Annotated in this window: 13 protein-coding genes; 10 read left to right on the plus strand and 3 right to left on the minus strand. The window is 70.8% G+C overall.

Annotated features, from left to right (window positions below; translation table 11 throughout):
• Positions 1-503: 503 nt before the first annotated feature.
• Positions 504-1754: an HNH endonuclease signature motif containing protein gene (locus PCA76_RS01960; RefSeq protein WP_272614843.1), complete on the minus strand. Its 1251-nt coding sequence runs from the start codon at positions 1752-1754 to the stop codon at positions 504-506.
• 505 nt (positions 1755-2259) lie between these two features.
• Between PCA76_RS01960 and PCA76_RS01965 the strand changes: the two genes are divergently transcribed.
• The 3 genes from PCA76_RS01965 to PCA76_RS01975 are packed head-to-tail and all read left to right on the plus strand — an operon-like array spanning position 2260 to position 5118.
• Positions 2260-2844 (plus strand): ArsR/SmtB family transcription factor, encoded by a 585-nt coding sequence (locus PCA76_RS01965; protein WP_272614845.1) that lies wholly within the window; start codon positions 2260-2262, stop codon positions 2842-2844.
• Positions 2845-2887: 43 nt separating this feature from the next.
• Positions 2888-4315 (plus strand): MFS transporter, encoded by a 1428-nt coding sequence (locus PCA76_RS01970; protein ID WP_272614847.1) that lies wholly within the window; start codon positions 2888-2890, stop codon positions 4313-4315.
• Positions 4267-5118 (plus strand): menaquinone biosynthetic enzyme MqnA/MqnD family protein, encoded by an 852-nt coding sequence (locus PCA76_RS01975; protein ID WP_272614848.1) that lies wholly within the window; start codon positions 4267-4269, stop codon positions 5116-5118. Before PCA76_RS01970 ends, PCA76_RS01975 begins: the two co-directional genes overlap by 49 nt.
• A gap of 68 nt (positions 5119-5186) precedes the next feature.
• Here PCA76_RS01975 and PCA76_RS01980 read toward each other — a convergent pair whose 3' ends face one another.
• Positions 5187-6149 (minus strand): hypothetical protein, encoded by a 963-nt coding sequence (locus tag PCA76_RS01980; RefSeq protein ID WP_272614850.1) that lies wholly within the window; start codon positions 6147-6149, stop codon positions 5187-5189.
• A complete protein-coding gene (locus PCA76_RS01985; protein ID WP_272614852.1) occupies positions 6149-7141 on the minus strand; it encodes a hypothetical protein in 993 nt (330 codons plus the stop codon). Before PCA76_RS01985 ends, PCA76_RS01980 begins: the two co-directional genes overlap by 1 nt.
• Positions 7142-7513: 372 nt before the next feature.
• On the opposite strand from PCA76_RS01985, the gene paaA reads away from it, so the two are divergent.
• From paaA to PCA76_RS32720, 7 genes are all read left to right on the plus strand, one after another.
• Entirely contained in the window at positions 7514-8620 is a 1107-nt protein-coding gene (gene paaA / locus PCA76_RS01990; protein WP_272614854.1) for a 1,2-phenylacetyl-CoA epoxidase subunit PaaA, read from the plus strand.
• Positions 8617-8904: a 1,2-phenylacetyl-CoA epoxidase subunit PaaB gene (paaB, locus tag PCA76_RS01995; protein ID WP_139585175.1), complete on the plus strand. Its 288-nt coding sequence runs from the start codon at positions 8617-8619 to the stop codon at positions 8902-8904. The genes paaA and paaB overlap by 4 nt, the downstream gene beginning before the upstream one ends.
• Positions 8901-9626 (plus strand): 1,2-phenylacetyl-CoA epoxidase subunit PaaC, encoded by a 726-nt coding sequence (gene paaC, locus PCA76_RS02000; protein ID WP_272614856.1) that lies wholly within the window; start codon positions 8901-8903, stop codon positions 9624-9626. Before paaB ends, paaC begins: the two co-directional genes overlap by 4 nt.
• Complete coding sequence (gene paaD, locus PCA76_RS02005) at positions 9623-10099, plus strand: 1,2-phenylacetyl-CoA epoxidase subunit PaaD (protein WP_272614857.1); 477 nt, start codon at positions 9623-9625, stop codon at positions 10097-10099. Before paaC ends, paaD begins: the two co-directional genes overlap by 4 nt.
• Positions 10096-11205, plus strand: coding sequence for a 1,2-phenylacetyl-CoA epoxidase subunit PaaE (gene paaE, locus PCA76_RS02010; RefSeq protein WP_272614858.1), 1110 nt, complete (start codon positions 10096-10098; stop codon positions 11203-11205). The genes paaD and paaE overlap by 4 nt, the downstream gene beginning before the upstream one ends.
• Positions 11206-11407: 202 nt before the next feature.
• The gene (gene mqnC, locus PCA76_RS02015; RefSeq protein WP_272614859.1) at positions 11408-12598 is read left to right on the plus strand and encodes a cyclic dehypoxanthinyl futalosine synthase; all 1191 of its coding nucleotides are present in this window, start codon (positions 11408-11410) and stop codon (positions 12596-12598) included.
• A gap of 425 nt (positions 12599-13023) precedes the next feature.
• On the plus strand, positions 13024-14709 hold the full coding sequence (locus PCA76_RS32720) for a hypothetical protein (RefSeq protein ID WP_272614860.1): 1686 nt from the start codon (positions 13024-13026) through the stop codon (positions 14707-14709).
• Positions 14710-14834 lie beyond the last annotated feature (125 nt).

A 14834-nucleotide genomic window follows, 5' to 3' on the forward strand; every position in this document is an offset into this window, starting at 1 on the left:
CGGCGTCGAGGTCCGCGTGGTGCGCCGAGGTGGGCGTGGCGCGGGGTGGGACGGGGTCGAGATGAGGGCCGTGCACCGAGGTGGGCGTGTTGTCGCGTGGTGCGTCGCCGAGGTGGGCGTGGCGCCGGGTGGGGTGCCCCGGATGGGGGCGGCCCCGGGTGGTGCGGTGGGCCCAGGGTGGTGCGGTGGCTCCTGGTGGGGGGTGGGGGTGTCGGATGGTGGTGGCTCCTGGTGGGGCGGTGTCGGGGTGATGCGGTAGTCGTGGTGGGCGTGGTTCGCGTAGTGCGTCGCCGAGTTCGGCGCGGTGTCAGGTGAGGCAGCGCCGAGGTGGGCGCCGTGCCGAGTGGAACCGCACCGATGGGACGTGCCGAGGTGGCACGGTGCCGGCGGGTCGGACCGTCTCATTGGGCGGCCGCTGGGCACGGCCCGGGGGGCTGGTGCGCGTCAGGTGCGGCCCTGTGTGTCTGGTCCCGGTCTTGGGTGGCGAAGGTGCTTGCCAGTCATCAGCAGCGCCGGTGGTAGAGGTTGCGTTGTGCCGTGCGCAGCGGATCGAGCCAGCGGGGCGGGAGGAAGTCGGGCCGGCCATCCGGAGCGATGCGGACCGTCCAGTCACCGCGGTGGACGAGCCGGTGGTGGTAGCCGCAGAGCAGCACGGCGTTGCCCAGCGCCGTCGCTCCACCCTCGGCCCAGTGTCGGATGTGGTGACCGTCGCACCACCGGGACGGCCGATCACAGCCAGGAAAGGCGCAGCCACCGTCACGCAGCACCAGCGCGCGGCGCAGCGGGCCCGTGAAGAGCCGGCGCTGGCGCCCGACGTCCAAGACCTGACTGTTGCCGCCCAGCACGGCAGGCAGCACGCCCGCGTCGCAGGCGAGACGGCGGATCGCGCCCGGTGTGAGGGGCGCTCCGGTCTCCAGAGTGCCGGCACGTGCGCCGCTGACCAGGTCATCCAGCGAGACGGTCACCACGAGCTGCGGCCGGTCCCCGCCATTGTCGGGCAACTGACCGGTGCGCAGCGCCAATCGACAGACCTCGCCCAGCGCGTCGGCGCGGCGCTGACCGGGGCTGCGGTCGTCGTGCTCACCGGCCGGTGCGCAGAGCGGATCGATTGCCTCGCGCAGCAGACTCGCGGTCTCGGTGTCGAGGTTTCCGCTGAGGCGTACCTGCCCGTTCTGCTGATCGGAGAGCGTGACGTGCCGACGAGCCTTGGCTCGCTCGGTGGCCCGTTCGAGGGCCGCCAGCTCGGCTTGATCGGCCAAGTCCGGTGCGACGTGCGTGAGGATGCGCTCCCCGAGCCGGCCCAGGATGGTCGGATCGAAACGGTCGGCCCAGGCGATCAGCAGTGCGGTGGCCTTGTCTGCCACCTCCGGACCAGCCTCGGCCGGAAGGGCCGCGATTGTCTCTGCCACCACCCGACTCTGCTCGATGGTGATGGCGCCGCTGAGCAGCGCGTCGCGCACTGCCGGTGGAGCGGCATCGACGGTGGCGGCGAGCTGGACCAGTTGGCGCGCGGAGCGACCGGAGACCCGGAGCCGCTCCCGCAGCCAGACGGCCGTGGACGAGGCACCCTGGGCGACCGCCGGGCCGCGGGCATCCAACTCGCGCACCAGACCGAGCTGGACGGCGGCCAGCCGCTGCGCCACCACGTGCGTCGCATCGAGGGACGCGAGTAACTCGTCGTCAGAGAGTGCCCACAGCGAGGCCTGAGCGCAGTCGCCGACGGCACCACCCGCCTGCGCCAACGCTCTCAACATGGAGACAGAATAGAACGTACGTACGACACTTTCTGTCCATGTTGATCAATGCCTCAGTTGCGCATTGGCCGATCGTCCTAATCCGCCGACGCCCGCTCGCGCTGCTGCCCGGCAACCGGCACCCAGCTCGCTGAGCCCCCCGCGCCCCTCGCCGGTCGCGCCCGTCGCCCGCTGGTCGCGCCCGAGCCTGCCGCCCGTCCGTCTCGCCCGTCGCCCGTATCGCCCGTCGCCCGCCAGCCGTCGCCCGCCAGCCGTCGCCCGTCGCCCGCCAGCCGTCGCCCGTCGCCCGCCAGCCGTCGCCCGTCGCCCGCCAGCCGTCGCCCGTCGCCCGCCAGCCGTCGCCCGTCGCCCGCTGGTCGCGCCCGAGCCTGCCGCCCGTTCGTCGCGCCCGTTCGTCGCGCCTGCCCAGGTCTCTGTCGGAAATTGAGTCGGTTGCCGAAGCGGCAAGGTTGCCTGGAACGCGGGGGTGATGGCGGGTCGGGGGACCGGCCGGGATCATGGACTCATGACCGAGGCCCGCCCCGATTCGCGTCGGATGACGATCAGCGACCCGCAGGTGATGCGGGCGATGGCCCATCCGGCCCGGATCGCGATCATGGAGTACCTGAGTAGCCGCGAGAGCGGTGGGACCGCCACCGAGTGCGCCGAGATCGTCGGGCTGTCGCCGAGCGCGACCAGTTATCACCTGCGTGCGCTGGCGAAGTTCGGCCTGGTCGAGCATGCGCCGAGCCGGGGGGACGCGCGCGAGCGGCTGTGGCGCGTGCCGAGTGCGAGTGTGATGGTCGAGGCGGGTCGCGATGCCGGGCCTGAGGCGCGCGCGGCCGAGCAGGCGCTGGTGGAGGCGCATGCGGTTCGGGCCATGGAGCGGACCCGGGACTGGCTGCGGCGCGCTGGGGACGAGCCTGCCGAGTGGTACGACACGGCGCTGTTCCACGACACGCTGCTGCTGCTGACCGCCGAGGAATTGGCCGAGGTGAACGAGGCGGTCGTGGCGTTACTCGGGCGGTACCGCTTGCGCCGGCGCCAGGCCGATCCGCCGCCGGGGGCGCGCACTGTCGCCGTGCAGTACCGGACGGTGCCGCTGGCATAGCTGGGGGTTGCGTCGATCAGTTGTGAAGGATTATTTTCGAAGTATGTCCTTCACAACTGTCGAGTCGCGCTGGCCGGACGTCTGGCTCGCCGCCACTGCGCGTGGCACCACGATCTGCGGCGACTTTCTTGCTGCCACCGCGCTCGCGCTGGCACTGCAGGGTGCCGGTGCCGGAGGGCTCGCCGTCTCGGGGCTGCTGCTCGCGGCCACCCTGCCTCTGGTGGTGCTCGCCCCGCTCACCGGCCGCCTCGCCGACCGGGTGGACAGCCGCACCCTGCTGGTGACCGTCGGGCTGGCGCAGGCGTTGATCTGTACGCTGCTCGCCGTCGCCGACCACCCCGCCCTGGTAGTGGGCCTCGTCGCGCTGCTCGCCTGCGGACTCGCGGTGACCCAGCCCTGTCTGGCGGCGCTGTTGCCGGCGATGGTCCGCCCGGCCGATCTGCCACGGGCCAGTGCGATCAGTCAGAACGCGGTGTCCCTCGGTGCGCTCGGCGGCCCGGTGCTGGCCGGCCTGCTGGTGGGGCAGTTCGGCACCCGCGTACCCCTGCTTCTGGATGCCGCGACCTACCTGGCGCTGGTGGTCGCGGGCCTGCTGCTGCGGACCCGGCGTGGCGGCCGGCAGCCCGCCACCGTCTCGGCAGGACAGGCAGGACAGGCAGGACCGGCGGGACCGGCCGGACCAGAGGGCCCCAACAGCCAGGCCAACCCGAGCGGTACGGACGCCGGCTGGCGGTTGCGCCGTGACCCGCTGATGCTGGTCATGGTGGCGAGCACCGCGGTGGTGATCGCGGCGGTCGGCGGCATCAACGTGATCGAGGTCTTCTTCATCAGGGAGACGCTGCATGCTTCGGCGACCACGTACGGCCTGGTGGGCGCCGCATGGATGGCCGGCATGCTGCCCGGTAGTTGGCTCGCCGCACGGCTTGCCCGCCGGCTCGACGACGACGCGGCGTTCATCCGTGGGGTGCTGGCCACACTGGCTGTGTGCAGCCTGCTGGTGATGTTCGCCGCGGCGGTGCCGACGGCGGCTCTGCTGGTGCCGCTCTGGTTGGTGGCCGGCGCGGCGAACGGCGGCGAGAACGTCTTCGCCAACCTGCTCACTGCTCGCCGGGTGCCGGATGCGATGCGCGGCCGGGCGTACGCCAGCTACGGAGCGGCGGTGCAGGGTGGCTCGATGGCCGGTTATCTGATGGGCGGCGCGCTGCTCACGGCCGTTCCGCCCCGGCCACTGATCGCCGGAGCGGGCGCGGCCGGGCTCCTGGTGGTGCTGGCCTTCGTGCCGGTGGTGGCCCGGGTGGTGAGGCGGCCGTCGTCGGGCGACGCCGACGGACGACAGCGCCGGGCGGCAGGGCCGGATGCGGGGTTGGCCACTCCGGGCCGGCCCGCCGAGCCGGAGCCGGAGGCCGGGGATACGGTCGGGTCATGGCTGAGCGCATCGCACGCCCGCGGGTCGGGCACATCCAGTTCCTGAACTGCCTGCCGATCTACTGGGGTCTGATGCGCTCTGGCGCCCTGCTCGACGTCGACCTGCACAAGGATTCGCCCGACCAACTGAACGCCGCGCTGGTCGCCGGTGACCTGGACATCGGGCCGATCTCGCTGCTGGAGTACCTGCGGCACGCCGACGAGCTGCTGCTCCTGCCGGACCTGGCCGTGGGCAGCGACGGGCCGGTGCTCTCGGTCAACATGGTCTCCACGCGACCGCTCACCGAGCTGGACGGCGCCCGGGTGGCGCTCGGTTCGACCTCGCGGACCGGGGTGATGCTGGCCCAACTGCTGCTCGCCGAGCGTTACAACGTGCGGCCGGACTACTACCGCTGCCCGCCGGACCTGACCCAGATGCTGCTGGAGGCCGACGCCGGGGTGCTGATCGGGGACGTGGCGCTGCGGGCGCTCCACGAGGCGCCGCAGCGGGGCCTCACGGTCACCGACCTCGGGCAGGCGTGGCGGGAGTGGACCGGTCTGCCGATGGTCTTCGCCGTCTGGGCGGTTCGTCGTGACTTCGCCGCCGCCCATCCGGGCCTGGTCAAGGAGGTGCACGAGGCATTCCTGCGCTCTCGGGACCTCTGCCTTGCCGAGCTGGACCAGGTGGCCGAGGCGGCCGCCCGCTGGGAGACGTTCGACGCGGCGACGCTGGCCACGTACTTCCGAACCCTGGACTTCTCCCTGGGGGACCGGCAGGTCGCGGGTCTGCGCGAGTGGGCCCGGCGGGCCGCCGCGATGGGCGAGGCCCCGGAGCTGCCGGACGGCGGCCCGGAGTTCTTCGCCGGCTGACCAGCGAGAGCCGGCCGACCGAGCAGCCGGCCGACCGAGCAGCCGGCCGACCGAGCAGCCGGAGCGGGTCAGGTGCCGGGGCGCAGGAGCGCCTCGGTGATCTTCTCGCAGTTCTTCATGCCGTAGTCGTAGCCCATGTTGATCGGGTACTTGACCATCACGCCCATCGTCCAGGTGTCACCGATGGCCAGGCAGTTGATGTGCATCTCCTGCTCTCTGGTCCGGTCGATCCACCCGTTCTTGATGGCGATCTGCTTCTGCTCGGCAGCCGGGAAGGCCTTGCGGATGCCGAAGTCGCCCGCGCCGCGAACGAGCTTCATCTCGTTGAGCAGCCACTTGGTCCATTTCGGCCCGGCGGCGGTGCCGGTGGCGATGCAGTTGCCCAGGCGGGCGGTGTCCCGGGGGGAGAGAGCCGTGCGGCTCCAACCGCGGTCGGGAGCAACGCTGCTGTCGGTCAGCTTGCACATGGAGATCAGCCGCTTGATCGAGGCGTCCCGGCCGACCAGGTTGTAGAACTGTTCGGCTCGGGTGTTGTCGCTGTCCCGGATGATCCGCGTGGCGTCGGCGAGCTTCGCGTCGCTCGGCGTCTGGCCGGCGTCGGCCGAGCGACGCAGGTAGTCGGCGACGATCCAGGACTTGATCATTGAGGCGGTCGTGCTGGTCTCGCCCATGTTCTTGGAGCCGATGATCTTCCCGGTTCGACGGTCCAGCACGCTCCAGGAGTACCAGCCCTCAATGTCCAGGGTGAGGTCCTTGGCCACGAACGGCAGTGGCTCCAGCGACGGGCTGGGGCTCGGCGACGGCGAGGACGGCTGGCGGGCGCTGCGATCGGTGCCCGCGCCGGTGGGGCGGTCGCTCGTGGTGGTGCCGGCGTTGCCCCACTTGGCGGCGGCGGTCGACTCGAACGGCGACCCGGGCAGCAGTCGCAGTGACACCAGCACCATGCCGATCAGGATGACCGCGATGGCGATCAGCCGAAGCGGGGATGCCTCACCGCCGCCGCGCCGGTCGGCCCGACGATTGCCGGCCATCAGAGCTTCCCGACCGGTTGCTGCGGCACCTTGAGCGCGGCACCCGGCTGCGGGGTGACCAACTGGGTGGCGACGCTGGCGCAGACCTGCGCGCCGTAGTCCAGCCCGTTCTTGATCGAGTAACGCAGCATGACCGCGAGGCTCCACTTGTCGGTGACGGCAAGGCAGTTCACGTGCCAGTTGCCGTCGTAGTAGAGCGGCGTCCAGCCGTTTTTGATGCTGACCGGGCCCTGGGTGGTGATCGACTTCGGCAGGCCGTTGATGATCCCCCATCGGCCACCACCGGACTTGAGCTTCTGGTCCTTGGCCGCGGTGGTGCCCTGCACCTTGCTCATCTCGCTGAGCACCCACTTTGTCCACTTCGGGCCGGCGGCCTTGCCGTCGGCGATGCACTCGCCGAGCCGGACGGCGTCCCGGGGGGACATGCGGGTGAAGCTCCAGTAGCCCTCGTACTTCGGCACGTTGCCGCGCTTGGTGTCGGTCAGCCCGCAGATCTTGATCGCCCGCTGGATCACCGGCCCCGGCTGGCCGCCCGCCGGCACCTTGTACGAGCCACCCGCGGCGGCGTAGACAAGGTTGGCCGCGTCGTCGTTGCTCTCCCGGATGGCGAGGCTGGCGGCCTTCTTCAGCGCCGCCGTCGGCTCCTTGTCCTTGAGCTGCCGCAGATAGTCCGAGACGATCCACGCCTTGATCATCGACTCGGTGGAGCTGGTCGCGGCCATGTTCGGCGACCCGGAGATCTTGCCGGTCTGCCGATCCAGCAGCGCCCACGAGAAGAAGTCGCCCTTGAAGCTCACCGACACCGGGCCGGCCGCCAGCGTGGGCGGTGGCGGTGGAGTGGGCGAGGGCGCGGCGACGGTCGAGGCGGCACCGCCGCCTCCGCCTCCGCTGCTGTCGCCGTCGGAGAGCCGGGCGTACGCGGTGGGGACCAGTAGGACGCCGCCGAGGAGGACTGCTGTGATGGCGAGCACCATGGTCACGCGGGATCGCATGAGTGGGCGAACTCCAGGTGTGTCAGGGCCGGGGGACCGTCGTGTTGTCCGGAACAGATCGGCTGATCGCCGAGGCCGGGGGAAGTGGCCTCTGTCTGGCGGCGATCGTCTCCAACCGATCGGTGTGACGGCGGAAAGTCTACGTCCGGTTGCGTGACTCGCCAGGGCTCGACACTAGGCAACCTGCGATAAAGGCGGGATATGGACCTGGTATGCGGCTCTTGCGGTGATTCACCTTTGTTTCGTGGCCTAAGTCACGGAGGAATTGGGGTGCCCAGGTAACGCAAAGCACCCATTCCATCACGGATGGGATCCTCGGAATCCTGTTACACGCTCTGGTTTCTTGGGTCGCAAGCTGTAACACTTGTCCCCATGTATGGCAACGACTTCTCCACCCCGGCCGACGCCGCGGGTGACGCCGCGGCCAACGCCGCCGGTGACGGGCCGGGCGGCGGTTTGCTGGGCGAGGTCGAGGCCGCCGAGGCCGAACTGCGGGCGGCGGCAGCGCGCGGGCGGCGAGGCGGACCCGCGCCGGACGAGGACCTGGCGGCGTACTTCGCCGAGGTGGTCGACGCCGAGCAGAAGATCGAGCCACGGGACTGGATGCCCGACGCGTACCGCCGGACGCTGATCCGGCAGATCGCCCAGCACGCCCACTCCGAGATCATCGGCATGCAGCCGGAGGGCAACTGGATCAGCCGTGCGCCGTCACTCAAGCGCAAGGCGATCCTGCTGGCCAAGGTGCAGGACGAGGCCGGCCACGGCCTCTACCTCTACGCCGCCGCCGAGACTCTCGGCATCAGCCGAGACGAGCTGGTCCGGCTGCTGCTCGACGGGCGGCAGAAGTACAGCTCGATCTTCAACTATCCGACGCTGAGCTGGGCCGACATGGGCGCGATCGGGTGGCTGGTGGACGGCGCGGCGATCGTCAACCAGGTGCCGCTGTGCCGCTGCTCGTACGGCCCGTACGCCCGCGCGATGATCCGGGTCTGCAAGGAGGAGTCGTTCCACCAGCGTCAGGGCTACGAGATCCTGCACACACTGGCGCACGGCACCCCGGCGCAGCAGGCGATGGCCCAGGACGCGGTGGACCGCTGGTGGTACCCGTCACTGGCCATGTTCGGCCCTCCGGACGGCGACTCCACGCACTCGGCACAGTCGATGGCGTGGAAGATCAAGCGCTTCTCCAATGACGATCTGCGGCAGCGTTTCGTCGACATGTGCGTCCAGCAGGCCGAGATCCTCGGGCTGCGCATCCCCGACGCGGACCTGCGCTGGAACGAGGAGCGGCAGGCGTACGACTACACCCAGCCGGACTACGACGAGCTGATGCGGGTGATCTCCGGCGACGGACCCTGCAACCGGGAGCGGATGACCCACCGCCGGGCCGCGCACACCGACGGCGCATGGGTACGCGAGGCCGCTGCGGCATACGCCGCGAAGCGGGCCGAGAACAGGGAAAAGGTGGCAGCCGCGTGAGTACCGAACATTCGCCTCTGTGGGAGGTCTTCGTGCGGGCCCGGCGCGGGTTGTCGCACACCCACGTCGGTAGCCTGCACGCCCCCGACGCCGAGCTGGCCCTGCGTAACGCCCGGGACCTCTACACCCGCCGCCAGGAGGGCGTGTCGATCTGGGTGGTGCCGGCCGGCGCGATCACCGCGTCCAGCCCGGACGAGAAGGATGCCTTCTTCGACCCGGCCGCCGACAAGGTCTACCGCCACCCCACCTTCTACGAGGTGCCGGACGGGGTGGCCCACCTGTGAACGGGCCCTTCGACTTCACTCTCGCCCTCGGCGACGACGCGCTGATCGCCGCTCAGCGACTGGCCGAGTGGACAACCCGCGCACCGGAGATGGAAGAGGACATCGCGCTGGCCAACATAGCCCTCGACCAGCTCGGCGCGGCTCGCCTGCTGCTGTCGTACGCGGGTGAGCTGGAGAGCGCCGGCCGTGACGAGGACGCGTTGGCGTACCTGCGCGACGACCGCGAGTTCCGCAACGCCCTCCTGGTCGAGCTGCCCAACGGCGACTTCGCGGTGACGATGGCGAAGCTGTTCTTCCTTGCGGCGTACCAGCTGCCGCTGTACACGGCGCTGGCCGATTGCTCGGACGAGCGGCTGGCCGCGATCGGCGCGAAGGCACGCAAGGAATCGGCGTACCACCTGGACCATGGCGCGTTGTGGGTCAAGCGGCTCGGTGACGGCACCGAGGAGTCGCACCGTCGGATGCAGGCGGCCGTCGATCAGGTGTGGCCGTACACCCACGAGCTGTTCGCCGCGGACCCGGCGGCGCCGGTCGACCCGGCCACCCTGCGGCCGGCGTTCGACGAGACCGTCGGCCCGGTGCTGGCCGAGGCGACGCTCACCCGGCCGGAGAGCCGCTGGTCCCCGGCCGGCGGGCGGGCCGGCGTGCACACCGAGCACCTGGCCTACCTGCTCGCCGAGATGCAGGTGCTGCACCGCGCCCACCCGGGAGCGCACTGGTGACTGACGCGAGGACGGCTGCGGCCAGCGTGGTGGACCCGGAGATCCGGGTCATCACCATCGACGAGTTGGGCATCCTGCGGGCGGTCGAGGAAGATTCGACAAGTGGGCGGGTCACCGTCACCATCACCCCGACCTACACCGGCTGCCCGGCGATGGACGTGATCCGGGCCGACATCCGCCGCGCGCTCGCGGTCGCGGGTCACCCCGATGCCGAGGTCCGCACGGTCTTCAGCCCACCGTGGAGCACCGACTGGATCTCCGCGGGTGGGCGGGCCAAGCTTGCCGCCGCCGGGATCGCCCCGCCGGCCCCGGTGCCCGCCGCCGGTGTCGTGTCGTTGACCCTCGCGGTCCGTTGCCCGCAGTGCGGCTCGCCGGAGACCGAGCAGGTCAGCCGGTTCGGCTCCACCGCGTGCAAGGCGTTGTGGCGTTGCCGCTCCTGCTCCGAACCCTTCGACCACCTGAAGGCGCTGTGACTGTCACCATCACCCGCCCGGTCCGCCGCCGGCCGGTCTTCCACCCGTTGTCGGTCGCGGCCGTCGACCGGCTCACCGACGACGCCGTCGCGGTGACCTTCGCCGTGCCGGAGGACCTGCGGGAGACCTTCGCGTTCCAGGCGGGCCAACACCTGACGGTACGGCGAGTGGCCGAGGACGGTACGGACGTGCGCCGGTCGTACTCGATCTGCTCCACCCCCGACGACCTGACCCGGCACGGCCGGTTGCGGATCGGGGTGCGGGAGATCCCGGGCGGCGCGTTCTCGGCGTTCGCGTGCGGGGCGCTGCGCGGTGGCGACACGGTCGAGGTGCTGCCGCCGCTGGGCACCTTCACCACGGCGTTCGCGCCGGACCGGGTGCGGCACTACGGCGCGGTCGTCGCCGGCTCCGGCATCACCCCGGTGCTCGGGCTTGTCGCGACCGCCCTGGCCGTCGAGCCGGCCAGCACCTTCACCCTGGTGTACGGCAACCGCACGGCTAACACGGTGATGTTCGCCGAGGAGTTGGCCGACCTGAAGGACCGCTATCCCACCCGGCTGCACCTGGTGCACGTGCTCTCCCGGGAGCAGGGCGAGTCGCCGCTGCTCTCCGGACGGATCGACGCCGAGAGGCTGGGCCGGTTGCTGGGCACCATTGTGCCGGGCGACCTCATCGAGGAGTGGTTCCTCTGCGGCCCGTACGCCATGGTGGTCGACGTCCGGGAGGTGTTGACCGCGCGTGGGCTGCCCGAGTCGGCGGTTCGCACCGAGCTGTTCCACGTCGACGCGCCGCCGGAGCCGGTGCGTCGCCCCGTCGACCAGGCGGGTGCCGGTGCCGAGGTCACCATCGTGCTGGACGGCCGATCGTCGAGCTTCACGATGGGTCGCGAGGAGCGGGTGCTGGACGCCGCGCTGAAGGTGCGGGGCGAGCTGCCGTACGCGTGCAAGGGCGGTGTCTGCTCGACCTGTAAGGCGAAGGTCGTCGATGGGGCGGTCACGATGGCCCGCAACTACGCCCTGGAGCCCGACGAGTTGGCCGCCGGCTATGTCCTGACCTGCCAGTCCAGCCCGACGACCGACAAGCTCACGGTGGACTACGACGCGTGAACCGCCGCCGACGCGCCCCTGTGCCCGCCGCATGTGATTCGAATTACCCGCCCGCCCGGTGCGGGGACTTCGACGCCAAGGTCATGCTCGATCCACGTTCCAGTGGCCTCGTCAACCCGGCGATCCCACTCGATCCTGGTTGCAGCGCGATCAGCGAGCACCCCTCAGGGAGGGGGCGCGTGGCGGGCGTAGGCTCGGTGGCGTGACGGTGAGCCGGGAGATCGACGACATCCTGCAGCGTGGCGCGGACGGCGGGCGGATCACGCCCGAGGAGGCGCTGCTGCTCTACACCGAGGCGCCCTTCCACGCGTTGGGCGAGGCGGCGGACGCGGTGCGCCGGCGGCGCTACCCGGACAACGTCGTCACCTACCTGATCGATCGCAACATCAACTACACGAACGTCTGCGTGACGGCGTGCAAGTTCTGCGCGTTCTATCGGGCACCCAAGCACAAGGAAGGGTGGACCCACCCGACCGAGGAGATCCTGCGGCGGTGCGCCGAGGCGATCGAGCTGGGCGCCACCCAGGTGATGCTCCAGGGCGGGCACCACCCCGACTACGGCGTCGAGTACTACGAGGAGCTGTTCTCCTCGGTCAAGCAGGCGTACCCGCAACTGGTCATCCACTCGATCGGCCCCAGCGAGATCCTGCACATGGCCAAGGTCTCCGGTGTGAGCCTGGACGAGGCCATCGCCCGGATCAAGACCGCCGGCCTGGACTCGATCGCCGGCGCCGGCGCCGAGATGCTGCCGGAGCGACCGCGTAAGGCCATCGCGCCCCTCAAGGAGTCGGGCGAGCGCTGGCTGGAGGTCATGGAGCTGGCCCACCGGCAGGGCATCGAGTCGACCGCCACCATGATGATGGGCACCGGCGAGACGCACGCCGAGCGGATCGAGCACCTGCGCATGATCCGTGACGTGCAGGACCGCACCCGCGGCTTCCGGTCCTTCATCCCGTGGACGTACCAGCCGGAGAACAACCACCTCAAGGGCCGCACCCAGGCGACCACGCTCGAATACCTGCGGTTGGTCGCGGTGGCCCGCCTCTTCTTCGAGACCGTGCCGCACCTGCAGGCCTCCTGGCTGACCACCGGCAAGGACGTCGGGCAGCTCGCGCTGCACATGGGCGTGGACGACCTCGGCTCGATCATGCTGGAGGAGAACGTGATCTCCTCCGCCGGTGCGCGGCACCGCTCCAACCTGCACGAGCTGATCGGCATGATCCGCTCGGCAGACCGGATCCCCGCGCAGCGGGACACCCTCTACAACCGGCTCGCCGTGCACCACACGCCGGCCGACGACCCGACCGACGAGCGGGTGGTCTCGCACTTCTCCTCGATCGCGCTGCCCGGCGGTGGCGCGGGCCGATCCCTGCCACTGGTCGACGTCAACTGACGCGGGTCGCCGTTCGGCCGTTCGGCTGATCGAGGCTCATGCACCCGCCCGGTCGCCCCGGCGGTACGGGTGGTCCCCGCCGCCGCAGCGTCAGGCTGCCCGCTGCGGGGGTGGTGGAGATGATCGTCGGCGGCTAGCGTCCCGGCTCACATCCGTCGCCATCGTCGATCGCCGGAATCGGCGCGACCGTGCTGGTGGCGGGTGGTCTGATGGTCCTGGTCGTGGGCTGTCCTCCATCGGCCCGCTGAGGGTCGTTCATATAACGCACGGCGGTACGGGCGGGATGGGTGACCATCCCGCCCGTACCGTTTCCCACCTCGGGCCGGACGGATGAAAACGGGTCTGCCCGCTGGCGTGGAAGATCGGCCTCCGATAGCGTCCGCTCGTTCCGCAACCATTCTTTCTTCCCTACCCCCGGGGGACTGATGACAGCGTTCCACCGCTCGACCGTGATCCGCGCCAGCGTCGTGGCGCTGCTCGCGGCCGGTGGCCTGGCCGCCGTGGCGGCCCCGGTACTGGCGGCCGAACAGGCCGATCTGGCCCTGGTGCCGCTCAGCTACAACCTGGCCAAGGGTGTGACCGAGGCCAAGAGCAAGCCGTTCAAGTTCCTGGTCGACAACACCCGGAGCGAGGAAGACGCCAAGGGTGTCAGCTACACCGTGGACACCAGCAAGCTGAAGGCGGGCAAGGTACGGGTCGTGGTGCCCGACGGCTGCCGGGTGAACGGCACGAAGTTCACCTGCCGCCTGGGCGACCTGCCCGCCGGCACCAGCGAGGACTTCGGCATCCCCATCTTCTCCACGGGCGGTCGGGGCGCGGCTGGCACGCTGGTGGTCACGATCCGCTCGTCCACCGACGACCCCAACAAGGAAGACAACAAGGTCCAGCACGACATCACCGTCACCGAGCCCGGCTATGACCTGACCAGCTGGGTGCAGGACGTCAACGCGAACGTCGTGTTGAACGGCGTCACCGGCGACGACCCCGACCTTCGGCCGGTGCGTCCGGGCGAGACGGTGCCGGTCGACTGGGCGGTCTACAACGACGGCAGCCGCAAGGCCACCGGCCTCTCCTACGTGCTCACGCTCCCGGCCGGCGTCACCTTCGACACCCTGCCCGACACCTGCACCTCGCAGACCTTCGGCGTTGCTCAAGCGCTCTGCCAGGACGACGGCGCGGTGATCCGGCCCGGTGAGTACTACACGGCGGACATCAAGGTGACGGTCGGCAAGGACGTCACCGAGCCGGTGCTGCGGGTCGGTGAGCTGGTGGCACATGGTCTGGACGCCGCCACCGGCCAGCCCGAGGAAAAGGCTGAGCGGGCCACCAAGGCGCAGCAGAAGATTTTCACCGAGGTTGACGAGGGTGACAACCAGGCGATCTTCGACGTCTTCGTCGACCTGACCGTGCAGCCGACGCCCACGGCCACACCGACCTCGACGCCCACGGCCACCCCGACGCCGACGGTCTCTCCGACGCCCACGGCCACCCCGACGCCGACCGAAACGCCGACGCCCACGGCCACCCCGACGCCGACCGAGACGCCCACGCCGACGGCCACCCCGACGCCGACCGAGACGCCCACGCCGACGGCCACCCCGACGCCGACGCCGACGGAGACGCCCACGCCGACGGAGACGCCCACGCCGACGGAGACGCCCACGCCGACGCCGACGCCGACCGCGACGCCCACGCCGACGGAGACGCCGACCCCGACGCCGACCGGCACGCCGACGCCGACCGCGACGGCCACCCCGACGGCGACTGCAACGCCGACGGTGACTGCAACGCCGACGGCGACGGCCACCCCGACCGCGACTGCCACGCCGACGGTCACCGCAACGCCGTCGGTCACCCCGACCGCGACGGCTACTCCGACGCCGGGTGGCACGCCGAGCCCGAGCGGTACGCCGGTGCCGGGCGTGACCACGTCGCCGGCTGCCGGTGGCGGCGGCTCCATCGGTGGCGGTCTGCCGGTGACCGGTGTGCAGGTCGGCCTGATCGGCGGCATTGGCGCGATCATCCTGCTCGTGGGTGGGGCGCTGCTGGTGCTCTCTCGCCGGCGCAAGGTCGTCCTGGTCGCCCCGAGCGACGAGAAGTCGACCGACTGACAAGTCCCACCTCGTAGATCCACTCGACATCCCTGATAGCGCGGTATCAACCGCGACTCGATAGCGCGCTATCAGGGATCGGGAGTGGATCAACCCCCGGACTGGACCGCCTTTCGCGTACCGCT

This window comes from Micromonospora sp. LH3U1, assembly GCF_028475105.1.
In the GTDB taxonomy this organism is placed as follows: Bacteria; Actinomycetota; Actinomycetes; order Mycobacteriales; family Micromonosporaceae; genus Micromonospora.

Bases quoted from the DNA above. Each gene is read 5' to 3' on its own strand.
- PCA76_RS01960 (WP_272614843.1), bottom strand. From the start codon at position 1,754: ATGTTGAGAGCGTTGGCGCAGGCGGGTGGTGCCGTCGGCGACTGCGCT.
- PCA76_RS01965 (WP_272614845.1), top strand. From the start codon at position 2,260: ATGACCGAGGCCCGCCCCGATTCGCGTCGGATGACGATCAGCGACCCG.
- PCA76_RS01970 (WP_272614847.1), top strand. From the start codon at position 2,888: ATGTCCTTCACAACTGTCGAGTCGCGCTGGCCGGACGTCTGGCTCGCC.
- PCA76_RS01975 (WP_272614848.1), top strand. From the start codon at position 4,267: ATGGCTGAGCGCATCGCACGCCCGCGGGTCGGGCACATCCAGTTCCTG.
- PCA76_RS01980 (WP_272614850.1), bottom strand. From the start codon at position 6,149: ATGGCCGGCAATCGTCGGGCCGACCGGCGCGGCGGCGGTGAGGCATCC.
- PCA76_RS01985 (WP_272614852.1), bottom strand. From the start codon at position 7,141: ATGCGATCCCGCGTGACCATGGTGCTCGCCATCACAGCAGTCCTCCTC.
- paaA (WP_272614854.1), top strand. From the start codon at position 7,514: ATGTATGGCAACGACTTCTCCACCCCGGCCGACGCCGCGGGTGACGCC.
- PCA76_RS32720 (WP_272614860.1), top strand. From the start codon at position 13,024: ATGACAGCGTTCCACCGCTCGACCGTGATCCGCGCCAGCGTCGTGGCG.